Origin of the sequence: Duganella sp. CY15W, from assembly GCF_009857555.1 — a bacterium.
GTDB classification, from domain to species: Bacteria; Pseudomonadota; Gammaproteobacteria; order Burkholderiales; family Burkholderiaceae_D; genus Rugamonas; species Rugamonas sacchari.
Map to the genome: position 1 here is coordinate 282,650 of NZ_WWCQ01000003.1, position 11,499 is coordinate 294,148.

Below are 11,499 nucleotides of genomic sequence, written 5' to 3' on the forward strand. Positions count from 1 at the left end.
AAACTAATGCAGGATTTGTGCGCGCGTATCGACCGGCGCCGCCCCCGGCGCGACGGACACATGGTGCAGCACGATGCGCCAGCCTTTTGGCGTTTTCGCATACACATTGGTCGCCAGCAGATGCGCCGGATCGCTGGTTCCGGCAGTCGAGCCTTCCACCACGGTGTGGACCGAGCTCATCAGAGTATGGGTTTCGTGCAGCTGCGACGGCAGGATGTGCAGGCCGCCGTGTTCAAGGATGGCGGCCCAGGAGGCGCGGATCGCCGCGTGGCCGATCAGGCGTTGGCCGCCCGGATGCACGCAGACGATCTCATCGTCATCGGCCCACAGGGCCATCAGCGCTTCCAGGTCAGCGCGGTTCAGGGCGTCGTAGAAAGCCGCTTCGGTTTCAGCGGCGCTACCGTTGTGCTCTTTCTTGGCTGGCATGGTGGGCGCTGGTTGGGGTTAGTGGTGGCCGACAACCATGCCTGGCTTCAGGCGGTAAGCGGTGCCGCAGTATGGGCACTTGGCTTCGCCGTGGATGAATTCCAGGAACACGCGCGGGTGCGACGACCACAGCGGCATGGCTGGGTTGGGGCAGTGCGCCGGCAGGTCTTTGCCATCGAGTTCAACAGCGGCGGTGTGTGGATTGGTCATTTCTTGTGGCTCCGGATGGCTGAGAGAAAACCACGATTTTAACGGATTCGCGCACTGAGCAAAAATCGTCGGTAAAATAGCGCCTCTACAACCCCGCCCCTGCCGCCCATGTGGCAGGAATGCCACAAGCGATCCATGACTGAATCAAGCAGCACTGCCACCCTGGCCTGCGTCTCGGCACCTCACGAACCCTCCTGGCGCGAAGGCGTGAAAACCGGCATGCCGTCATTGTTTGGCATTGGCGCCTGGGGCCTGGTGGTGGGGATTGCGATGGTCAAGTCCGGGCTGACGATCCCGCAGGCGCTGGGCATGACGCTGATGGTGTTTGCCGGTTCCGCCCAGCTGGCCGCCTTGCCCCTGATTGCCTCCAATGCCCCCGTTTGGGTCATCTTCCTGACCGCTTTGGTCGTCAACTTACGTTTTGTGATCTTCTCGGCGCTGCTGGCGCCGCACTTTTCCCACCTGCCATGGCGGCAGCGCCTGACGCTGGGCTACGTCGCCGGCGACATGACGGTCGCGCTGTTCCTGCAAAAATATCCGTCCGAAGCGCCACAGGTCGGCAAGTTGTCGTATTTGAAAGGCCTGCTGTATCCGAACTGGATTTCGTGGCAGGTCGGCTCGATTGCCGGCATCTTCCTTGGCAGTACCGTGCCGGCCGAGTGGGGCCTGGGTTTTGCCGGCACGCTGGCGATCATTTGCGTGATGGTCCCGCTGATGGTGGGCCGCCCCGCGCTGTGTGGCGTGCTGGTGGCGGGCGCCGTCTCGGTGCTGGCGCATGACCTGCCGTACAAGCTGGGGCTGCTGGTTGCCGTCCTGGTTGGCATGCTGACCGCCATGGTCATTGAAGAAACCGCTGACAAATGGAGAAGCAAACGTGGCTGACTGGGAAATCTGGCTGGTGATTTTTGTGCTGGCGCTGGCCACGGCCTGCACCCGCAGCTCCTTCTGGCTGATCGGCCATCACATCACGATTCCCAAACGCGTGCAGGAAATGCTGCGTTTCGCGCCGGCCTGCGCCCTGGCCGCCATCGTGGCGCCTGATCTGATTCTGGCAGCCGACGGCCATGCCGTGCTGGATGCGGGCAACCTCAAACTCGTCTCTGGTATTGTCGCTACGATTTATTATTTGCTGCGTCGCAATATGTTGGAAACTATCGTCTTTGGCATGGCTTTCTTTACAGTATTACGTCTGTTTCCTGTAACTTAATAACAGATAACTCACCTTCGGCTTGCGGTAAAATAGCGCTCTTCCAACAACTCGACCTTGGGTAGCCATGTCCGCTGTTCTGAACTTCATCCGTCTGCAAGACCTCATCGATCAAAATGCCCTGCAAGGCAAGCGCGTTTTCATCCGCGCCGACCTGAATGTTCCGCAGGATGATGCCGGCAATATCACCGAAGATACGCGCATCCGCGCCTCGGTTCCTGCCATTAAGGCAGCGGTGGCCGCTGGCGCCAAGGTCATGGTCACGTCCCACCTGGGCCGTCCGACTGAAGGCGAATTCAAGCCGGAAGACAGCCTGGCGCCCGTCGCCAAACGCCTGTCCGAGCTGCTGGGCCAAACCGTTGAACTGAAGCAGAACTGGGTCGATGGCGCCGGTCTGGAAGACCTGCAATCGGGCCAAGTGGTATTACTGGAAAATGTCCGCGTTAACCAGGGCGAAAAGAAGAACGCCGACGAACTGGCACAGAAAATGGCAAAACTGTGCGACATCTACATCAATGACGCCTTCGGTACCGCGCACCGCGCCGAAGCCTCGACCCATGGTATCGCCAAATTTGCCCCGGTTGCTGCGGCTGGCCCGCTGCTGGCCGCCGAGCTGGACGCGCTGGGCAAGGCGCTGGGCGCCCCAGCCCGTCCGCTGCTGGCCATCGTCGCCGGTTCGAAAGTTTCCTCCAAATTGTCGATCCTGAAAGCGCTGGCTGACAAGGTGGACAATCTGATCGTTGGTGGCGGCATTGCCAACACTTTCATGAAGGCTGTGGGCCTGAACATCGGCAAGTCGCTGGTGGAAAACGATCTGGTCGACGAAGCCAAAGCCATCATCGACATCATGGCCAAGCGCGGCGCGCAAGTGCCGATTCCGGTCGATGTGGTGTGCGCCAAGGAATTCTCGCCGACCGCCGTGGCCACCATCAAGGACGTGAAAGACGTGGCCGATGACGACATGATCCTGGACATCGGCCCTAAAACCGCTGCCCAGCTGGCTGAGCAGATCGGCGCCGCCGGCACCATCGTGTGGAACGGCCCGGTCGGCGTGTTCGAGTTCGACCAGTTCGGCGAAGGCACCAAAACGCTGGCGCTGGCAATCGCCCAGTCGAAAGCGTTCTCGATCGCTGGCGGTGGCGACACCCTGGCGGCAATCGCCAAGTACGACATTACCGATCAGGTAGGCTACATCTCCACCGGCGGCGGCGCTTTCCTGGAATTCCTGGAAGGCAAAACCCTGCCAGCCGTCGAGATCCTGACCCAGCGCGCAGCGAAATAAGGGGTAGTGAATAGCACGGTCGTGCTTTGTAGCAAATTAACAGTAGAATCCAGGTAATGCCTGAGAAGGGCATCAAATTTGTAGCAAATCTACAGATTTGATGTCTTCTCTGTAATAAAGTGCAGCTTTCCTGGTCTTCGCTACCCGCGGAGACTGTTCGCATGACCTACCGCTAAGGAATACTATGTCTCGTAGCACCAAAATTGTCGCCACGATCGGCCCAGCTTCTACCGACTTCAACGTACTGGTCAAAATGATACGTGGGGGTGTGGATGTCGTGCGCCTGAACTTCTCGCACGGCAAAGCGCAGGATCATATCGACCGCGCGCGTCTGGTGCGCGAGGCAGCTGCCGAGTGCGGCCGCGAAGTGGCGATCATGGCGGACATGCAGGGCCCGAAAATCCGCGTTGGCAAATTTGAGAGTGGTAAGATCGAACTGGCCAAGGGCGACAAGTTCATCCTGGACGCCAAGTGGGGCGAAAACGGCGAACTGGGCACCCAGGACCGCGTGGGCCTGGACTACAAGGCACTGCCGCAAGACGTGCGCCCGGACGACCAGCTGCTGCTGAATGACGGCCTGATCGTGCTGGTGGTGGAAAAAGTGGTGGGCAGCGAGATTTACACCGTCGTCAAGATCGGCGGCGAACTGTCCAACAACAAGGGCATCAACCGTCTGGGTGGCGGCCTGACCGCACCGGCGCTGACCGCCAAGGACATGGAAGACATCAAGACGGCAATGAGTTTCCAGGCCGATTACCTGGCGATCTCGTTCCCGAAAAGCGCAACCGATATGGAAATGGCGCGCCAGTTGGCCAATATCGCCGGCGAGCCATTCGGCCACAAGCCGCTGATGATTGCCAAGATCGAGCGTGCCGAAGCGATCCCTGTGCTGCAGGAGATCCTCGACGCCTCGGACGGCATCATGGTCGCGCGTGGCGACCTGGCGGTGGAAGTAGGTAACGCTGCGGTACCGGCGCTGCAAAAGCGCATGATCCGCATGGCGCGCGAGTCGAACAAGCTGGCGATCACCGCGACCCAGATGATGGAGTCGATGATCTTCAATGCGGTGCCGACCCGCGCGGAAGTCTCGGACGTGGCCAATGCCGTGCTGGACGGTACCGATGCCGTGATGACGTCGGCCGAAACCGCCTCGGGCCGCTACCCGATTGAAACTGTAGAAATGATGGCCGCGATCTGCGTGGAAGCCGAGCAGTCCGAGTACAACAAGCTCGACGCCGACTTCCTGAACGCGACCTTCACCCGTATCGACCAGTCCATCGCCTATGGCGCGCTGTTCACCGCGCACCACCTGGCGGTGAAGGCGATTGTGGCGTTGACCGAGTCCGGTTCGACCGCACTCTGGATGAGCCGACACAACATCGATACACCGATTTATGCGCTGACGCCGTCAACCACCACGCTGCGTAAAGTGGCGCTGTACCGTAACGTCAAGGCCTACAATCTGCAGCAGGAAGGCGGTAGCGCCGTGGTGCTGAAGAAGGCGGAAGAGCTGCTGGTAGAGCACGGTGTGGTCAAGAAGGGCGACATGATCGTCGTCACCTGGGGTTCCCCGATGGGCCAGGTGGGCGGTACCAATGCCCTGAAGATCGTCCGCGTCGGCGAGTTTAGTTAAGTAAGACCGGTCGAGCGTCGCGCCCTGAGGAGGGCGTGGCTGTGCTCCCGGCAACCAGGTTTTTTTATTGTTTGGAGTATTACCATGTCCCTCGTATCCATGCGTCAACTGCTGGACCACGCCGCTGAAAACGGCTATGGCATTCCTGCTTTCAACGTCAACAATCTGGAACAAGTGCAGGCCATCATGGCTGCCGCCGATGCGCTGAACGCACCGGTCATCATGCAAGCGTCGGCTGGCGCCCGCAAGTACGCTGGCGAAGCGTTCCTGCGTCACCTGATCGACGCTGCCATCGAAGCCTACCCGCATATTCCAGTGGTTATGCACCAGGACCACGGCCAGTCGCCGGCAGTCTGCATGGCGGCAATCCGCTCGGGCTTTAGCTCGGTGATGATGGACGGTTCGCTGGAAGCTGACGGCAAATCGGTGGCTTCCTACGAATACAACGTCGAAGTGTCGCGCGAAGTGGTCAAGTTCTCGCACGCGATCGGCGTCACCGTGGAAGCGGAACTGGGCGTGCTCGGTTCGCTGGAAACCATGAAGGGCGACAAGGAAGACGGCCACGGCGCCGACGGTACCATGACCCGCGAACAGCTGCTGACCGACGTTGCCCAGGCTGCTGACTTCGTGCAGAAAACCCAGTGCGACGCGCTGGCCATCGCTATCGGCACCTCGCACGGCGCCTACAAGTTCACCCGCAAGCCGACCGGCGACATCCTGGCAATCGACCGCATCAAGGAAATCCACGCGCGCATCCCGAACACCCACCTGGTCATGCACGGTTCGTCGTCGGTGCCACAGGAACTGCTGGCCATCATCCGCGAATTCGGCGGCGACATGAAAGAAACCTATGGCGTGCCAGTCGAAGAAATCCAGGAAGGTATCCGTCACGGCGTTCGCAAGATCAACATTGACACCGACATCCGTCTGGCCATGACCGCCGCCGTGCGTCAGTACATGTTCCAGAACCCGTCGAAATTCGACCCGCGCGACTTCCTGAAGCCAGCCCGTCTGGCTGCCGAGCAAGTGGTGCGCGCACGCTTCCAGGCGTTCGGCTGCGAAGGCCAGGCGTCGAAAATCAAGCAAATTCCGCTGGAAAAAATGGCGGAACGCTACAAAGCTGGCGAGCTGTCCCAGATTGTGAAGTAAAATTCTGTTTTGGAACGGGTTAGTTCTTTCGGATTAACCCGACTCTTTCGACCGGCGATCGAGGTTTCCTCTATCGCCGGTTTTCGCTTTTTCATTACATTCCCCTGCTATGAACAGCCTCTACCAGTCTTCCATCAAGTCCCTGCCACTCCTCGGCCACGGCAAAGTCCGCGACAACTACGCTGTCGGCGATGACAAAATCCTCATTGTCACCTCCGACCGTCTGTCGGCTTTTGATGTTGTCATGAATGAACCGATTCCCGGCAAGGGCAAGGTACTGAACCAGATGACCGACTTCTGGTTCGAGAAGCTGGGCCACATCGTGCCTAACCACCTGACCGGCGTAGCGCCAGAGTCCGTGGTGGCAGCGGACGAAGTGGATCAGGTCAAAGGCCGCGCTGTCGTGGCCAAGCGTCTGAAACCGATCATGGTGGAAGCCGTGGTGCGTGGCTACATCATCGGCTCGGGCTGGAAAGACTATCAGGCTACCGGTTCGATCTGCGGCATCCAGCTGCCAGAAGGCCTGCAGCAAGCGGAAAAACTGCCACAGCCGATCTTCACGCCAGCCGCTAAGGCCGACCTGGGCGAGCACGACGAGAACATCAGCTTTGCCGACATGGAAAGCCGCATCGGCGCCGAACTGGCTGCCAAAATGCGCGATGTCGCCATCAAGCTGTACACCGAAGCGTCGGAATACGCTGCCTCGCGCGGCATCATTATTGCCGACACCAAGTTTGAATTCGGCCTGGACGACAACGGCGTCATGCACCTGATGGACGAAGTGCTGACTGCCGACTCGTCGCGCTTCTGGCCTGCCGACTCTTACGCCGTTGGCATCTCGCCACCGTCGTTCGACAAGCAGTTCGTGCGCGACTACCTGGAAACCCTGACCGACTGGGGCAAGACCGCACCAGCGCCAGCTCTGCCAGCCGACGTCATCGAAAAAACCCAGGCCAAGTACTTCGAAGCCATCGAACGCCTGACCGGCGAAAAGCTGAAGGTCTGAACGATGAGCGATCAGAACAAGCCATTGGTCGGCGTCATCATGGGCTCGTCCTCGGACTGGGACGTGATGCAAAACGCGGTCAGCATCCTCAAGCAGTTTGGCGTGCCGTTTGAAGCGCAAGTGATCTCGGCCCACCGCATGCCGGACGAGATGTATGCCTATGCCAAGAGCGCCCGTGCGCGCGGCCTGCGCGCCATCATTGCCGGTGCCGGCGGTGCCGCGCACCTGCCAGGCATGGTGGCAGCCATGACCATCGTGCCAGTGCTGGGCGTGCCTGTGCCGTCCAAATATCTGCGCGGCGAAGACTCCATGCTGTCGATCCTGCAGATGCCGAAAGGCGTGCCAGTGTCCACCTTTGCCATCGGCGAAGCGGGCGCTGCCAATGCGGCGCTGACGGCGGTGGCGATGATCGCATCGACCGACGACGCCCTGGCTGACAAGCTGGAAGCTTTCCGCGTTGCGCAAACCGAGGCCGCCAAGGCCATGAAACTGCCCCTGGAATGACGAGTAATGCGTAATGAGTGAATCGAAGTTAAAGCCCATCCTGCCCGCTGCTAATCCGCCAGCCTGGCTGGGCGTGATGGGCGGCGGCCAGCTGGGCCGCATGTTTGCCCAGGCGGCGCAAGCCATGGGTTATCAGGTTGCCGTGCTGGAGCCGTCGCAAGACTGCCCGGCCGGCCAGGTCGCGCAGCGTCTGGTCAATGCCGACTACAGCGACGCTACCGGCCTCGACGCACTGGCCGCGCAGTGCGCTGCCGTGACCACCGAGTTTGAAAACGTCCCGGCCGACAGCCTGTCGCGTCTGGCGCAAACCGTGTTTGTGGCGCCGGATGGCCATGGTGTGTCGGTTGCACAGGACCGCGTGGCCGAGAAGCGTTTCTTCGTCAGCTGCGCGCCCAAGTCGGGCGTGCTGCCGGCGCCGCACAAGGTGATCGCTACGCAGGAAGATATCGACGCCATCAGCGACGATCTGCTGCCCGGCATCCTGAAAACGGTGCGCATGGGTTACGACGGCAAAGGCCAGGTCCGCGTCAAATCGCGTGCAGATGTGCAAGCGGCGTTTGAATCCATGGGCAAGGTTACCTGCCTGCTGGAGAAGATGCTGCCGCTGGCGTATGAAGTCTCGGTGCTGACCGCGCGCGGCCATGATGGCGAATCCGTGGTCTACCCGATTGCGGAAAACGTCCACCGTGACGGCATCCTGTTCACCACCACCGTGCCCGGCCCGAATGTCTCGGAAGAGAGCGCTCTCAAGGCACAGAAGGCGGCGCAAGCCATCGTGGCCGAGCTGGGGTATGTCGGCGTGCTGTGCATTGAGTTCTTCGTGCTGACCGACGGTTCGCTGGTGGTCAACGAGATGGCGCCGCGTCCGCATAACAGCGGCCACTACACCATCGACGCCTGCGTCACCAGCCAGTTCGAGCAGCAGGTGCGCGCCATGGCGCGTCTGCCGCTGGGCGATGTACGCCAGCATTCGGCGGCCGTCATGCTGAATATTCTGGGCGACGTCTGGTTTGAAGGCGATAGTGACGATGCGCGCGAACCGGCCTGGCATGAAATCCTCGCGCTGCCAGGCGCCAATCTGCACCTGTACGGCAAGGATGATCCACGCCGCGCACGCAAGATGGGCCACCTGACCTTTATCGCGCCGACCCTGGAGCAAGCGCAGCAGCAGCTCAACGCCGCGTGTGCCGTGCTGGGGATCGCAGCGTGAAGCAGCCATCCGCCACCGTCGCCGATCAGGCCGCCATCGCTGACGCGGCCGCCGTGCTGGAAGAGGGCGGTCTGGTCGCTTTCCCGACCGAGACCGTCTACGGCCTCGGCGCGGATGCGGAAAACCCGGCTGCCGTGGCCCGCATCTACGAAGCCAAGGGCCGTCCGCACGACCACCCGGTGATCGTGCACGTCGCGCCCGGCGCCGATCTGGATTACTGGGTCACCGATGTGCCGGAAGAAGCGCGCAAGCTGGTGCAGGCTTTCTGGCCTGGCCCGCTGACGCTGATCCTCAAACGCCACCCGCAGATTCCGGATGCGGTTTCAGCGGGACAGGATTCAGTCGGCATCCGCTGCCCGTCGCACCCGGTCGCCATCGCACTGCTGAGCGCCTTCAAAGGCGGCAAGGGCGGTGTGGCGGCGCCATCGGCCAACAAGTTTGGCAACGTCAGCCCGACCACCGCGCAGCACGTGCGCGATGAGTTCGGTCTCGACGCGCATGATGACGGCGCGCTCAACGGCGACGACGCCTGCTCGGCTTCCATGCTGAGCGTGGTGCTGGAAGGCGGTCCGAGCCAGGTCGGCATCGAATCCACCATCGTCGACATGTCGCGCCTGGCCACGCACGGCCCGGTGCTGCTGCGTCCCGGTCATATCACGGCGCAGCAGATTGCCGATGTGATCGGCATGCTGCCAGCAGCGCCCGATCAGGCCGCGCCGCGCGCCTCCGGTACGCTGGAGTCGCACTACGCGCCGCGTACGCCCGTCACCATGCTGGCGGCGGATGCGTTGCGTACTGCGCTGGGCAACTTGCAAGCCAAGGGCATCAAGGTCGCGCTGATCAGCCACGCCTTGCCGGCGCTGGTGTCGGCGCAGCGCAAACTGCCTGCCGAACCGGTGGGCTATGCCTACGGCCTGTACGCTGCACTGCGCGACATGGATCAGACGGGCTCGGACCTGATCCTGGTCGAAACGCCACCGCAGGATGGCGACTGGATGGGGGTGAATGACCGCCTGCGCCGTTCCGTGTTTGGCTCCGCCGGCATCATCGATGCCATGCTGCAAAAATAAGCGAATATTGTTGCTGTGGGCGGTGTCGTTCGCGGGTTGCTTTCCTGCTAAGATGAAATGGTTGCCGGCCGAAAAATTCGCCCGGCCTTCTTGCAAGGATACGATATGCGCAACTCTCGTTTGGCTTTGATTCCTCTGGCGATGTTGTTGGCCTCCTGCGGCGGCGGTGGCGGTGGTTCCGGCGCCCAGCCTGGCACCGGCAGCGTGGTGGTCACTCCTCCTCCGACGTCGCTGCGCGGCCAGGTGATCGGCAGTGCCACGGTGGTGCCGTTCACGGCCAGTGCCGGCGTGTCGGCCACCACGGTGGATGCCGCGACGCTGAAAACCTATATCGACAACGGCACCAGCCTGGGCATGGGTTTTGGCACGGCGGTCACCGGCAACCCTAACTGCGGCATCACCACTTACACCCTCAAATACCACACCATCGATTCCGCCGGCGCCGATACCCAGGCGGCGACGGCGATCTTTGTGCCGTCGGGTGCGAATCCGGTGTGCCAGGGCGCGCGTCCCGTGATGCTGTACGCCCACGGCACTTCGGTCCAGAAGAGTACCGATATGAGCAACCTGGCGGCGACCGAGCCGCTGCTGATTGCCGCCTTGTTTGCGGCGCAGGGCTACATCGTGGTGGCGCCGAATTACGTGGGTTATGCGGGCTCCACCGCCGGCTACCATCCTTACCTGGACGCCGCGCAGCAATCGGCGGACATGATCGATGCATTGCGCGCCGCGCGCAGCGTGTTTGGCAGCATCAACACCAGCGCCTCGTCGCGCCTGATGGTGAGCGGCTACTCGCAGGGCGGCTTTGTTGCCATGGCCACCCAGCGCACCATGCAGACCCAGCTGGCGTCAGAGTTTGCGGTGACAGCGGCAGCGCCGCTGTCCGGCCCGTATGCCTTGTCCCTGTTCGGCGATACCATCTTTGGCGGTGCGCCGTCGGTGGGTTCGGCCGGTTTCCTGCCCATGCTCATCAATGCGGGCCAGCGCGCCGGTGCGGCGCTGTACACCAGCACCAGCGACATCTATGAAGCCAAATACGCCACCGGCATCGACACGCTGCTGCCGGGCACGCAAAGCCTGGGCGACCTGGTGAAAGCCGGCAAGCTGCCCAACGACGTGCTGTTTGACACCACTTCGCTGCCGCAGACCAGCGGCTACGCCAGCGCCTTCGGTCCGGATCACCTGGTCAAGACCAGCTACCGCGACGCCTATCTGGCCGACCTCAAAGCCAATCCATGCAACGCCAGCAGCACCACGCCGCTGAGCTGTGCGCCAACCCAGCCGCTGCGCAAATGGCTGGTCAAGAACGATCTGCGGACCTACACGCCGAACGTACCGATGCTCCTGTGCGGCGGTGACGCCGACCCGCTGGTCCCTTACAACAACACCAGCTATGCGGCAGCGTATTTCCGCGCGCAAAGCGGCGCGGGCCTGAACCTGACAGTGCTGAACGTGGACGACAGCGCATTGACCGGGCCGTATCTGACCACGCGCGCCGAATTCGCGGCAGCCAAGGCACTGCTGCGCCGCGTGACGCTGAACCAGACCGGCAGCGCCACGGCGGCCGATCAGGCCGTCAAGGATGCCTACCACGCAGGCCTGGTGGCGCCGTTCTGTCTGCGTGAAACCCGCAACTTCTTCGACACTGCACCAACACGGTGATTTGGCAGGGGGAAAGCAGAAAAATGCCGAGCAGGCGTTCTTTTTTGCTCACAACCCCCTGTTTTTAGTGGCGCTACTCTATACAAGCGTTGTCAACACTGGCATATTAATTGGATGTGAATAGCACGGCCGTTCGCATT

The 11,499-nt window shown here is 61.6% G+C and carries 12 protein-coding genes; 10 read left to right on the forward strand and 2 right to left on the reverse strand.

Features of this window, described 5'->3' with window-relative positions; translation table 11 throughout:
• Positions 1-3: 3 nt before the first annotated feature.
• Positions 4-426, reverse strand: coding sequence for a nuclear transport factor 2 family protein (locus tag GTP58_RS16260; protein ID WP_072785939.1), 423 nt, complete (start codon positions 424-426; stop codon positions 4-6).
• A gap of 18 nt (positions 427-444) precedes the next feature.
• Complete coding sequence (locus GTP58_RS16265; protein WP_161078355.1) at positions 445-636, reverse strand: zinc-finger domain-containing protein; 192 nt, start codon at positions 634-636, stop codon at positions 445-447.
• A 135-nt stretch (positions 637-771) separates the two neighbouring features.
• On the opposite strand from GTP58_RS16265, the gene GTP58_RS16270 reads away from it, so the two are divergent.
• From GTP58_RS16270 to GTP58_RS16315, 10 genes are all read left to right on the forward strand, one after another.
• Positions 772-1,518: an AzlC family ABC transporter permease gene (locus GTP58_RS16270; RefSeq protein WP_161078356.1), complete on the forward strand. Its 747-nt coding sequence runs from the start codon at positions 772-774 to the stop codon at positions 1,516-1,518.
• Complete coding sequence (locus GTP58_RS16275; RefSeq protein ID WP_072785944.1) at positions 1,511-1,843, forward strand: AzlD domain-containing protein; 333 nt, start codon at positions 1,511-1,513, stop codon at positions 1,841-1,843. The genes GTP58_RS16270 and GTP58_RS16275 overlap by 8 nt, the downstream gene beginning before the upstream one ends.
• A gap of 67 nt (positions 1,844-1,910) precedes the next feature.
• Positions 1,911-3,125, forward strand: a complete 1,215-nt coding sequence (locus tag GTP58_RS16280) for a phosphoglycerate kinase (RefSeq protein ID WP_161078357.1) — start codon at positions 1,911-1,913, stop codon at positions 3,123-3,125.
• Positions 3,126-3,309: 184 nt separating this feature from the next.
• Positions 3,310-4,758 carry a pyruvate kinase gene (pyk, locus tag GTP58_RS16285; protein ID WP_072785948.1) on the forward strand — a complete coding sequence of 483 codons (1,449 nt, stop codon included), beginning with the start codon at positions 3,310-3,312 and terminating at the stop codon, positions 4,756-4,758.
• Positions 4,759-4,842: 84 nt separating this feature from the next.
• Positions 4,843-5,907 carry a class II fructose-bisphosphate aldolase gene (fba, locus tag GTP58_RS16290; RefSeq protein ID WP_072785951.1) on the forward strand — a complete coding sequence of 355 codons (1,065 nt, stop codon included), beginning with the start codon at positions 4,843-4,845 and terminating at the stop codon, positions 5,905-5,907.
• Positions 5,908-6,016: 109 nt separating this feature from the next.
• On the forward strand, positions 6,017-6,913 hold the full coding sequence (locus GTP58_RS16295) for a phosphoribosylaminoimidazolesuccinocarboxamide synthase (RefSeq protein WP_072785953.1): 897 nt from the start codon (positions 6,017-6,019) through the stop codon (positions 6,911-6,913).
• A 3-nt stretch (positions 6,914-6,916) separates the two neighbouring features.
• Positions 6,917-7,417 carry a 5-(carboxyamino)imidazole ribonucleotide mutase gene (gene purE / locus GTP58_RS16300; RefSeq protein ID WP_161078358.1) on the forward strand — a complete coding sequence of 167 codons (501 nt, stop codon included), beginning with the start codon at positions 6,917-6,919 and terminating at the stop codon, positions 7,415-7,417.
• Positions 7,418-7,430: 13 nt separating this feature from the next.
• Positions 7,431-8,627, forward strand: coding sequence for a 5-(carboxyamino)imidazole ribonucleotide synthase (locus GTP58_RS16305; RefSeq protein WP_161078359.1), 1,197 nt, complete (start codon positions 7,431-7,433; stop codon positions 8,625-8,627).
• Positions 8,624-9,697, forward strand: a complete 1,074-nt coding sequence (locus GTP58_RS16310) for an L-threonylcarbamoyladenylate synthase (protein WP_161078360.1) — start codon at positions 8,624-8,626, stop codon at positions 9,695-9,697. Before GTP58_RS16305 ends, GTP58_RS16310 begins: the two co-directional genes overlap by 4 nt.
• 105 nt (positions 9,698-9,802) lie before the next feature.
• Positions 9,803-11,359 carry a S9 family peptidase gene (locus GTP58_RS16315; protein WP_161078361.1) on the forward strand — a complete coding sequence of 519 codons (1,557 nt, stop codon included), beginning with the start codon at positions 9,803-9,805 and terminating at the stop codon, positions 11,357-11,359.
• Positions 11,360-11,499 lie beyond the last annotated feature (140 nt).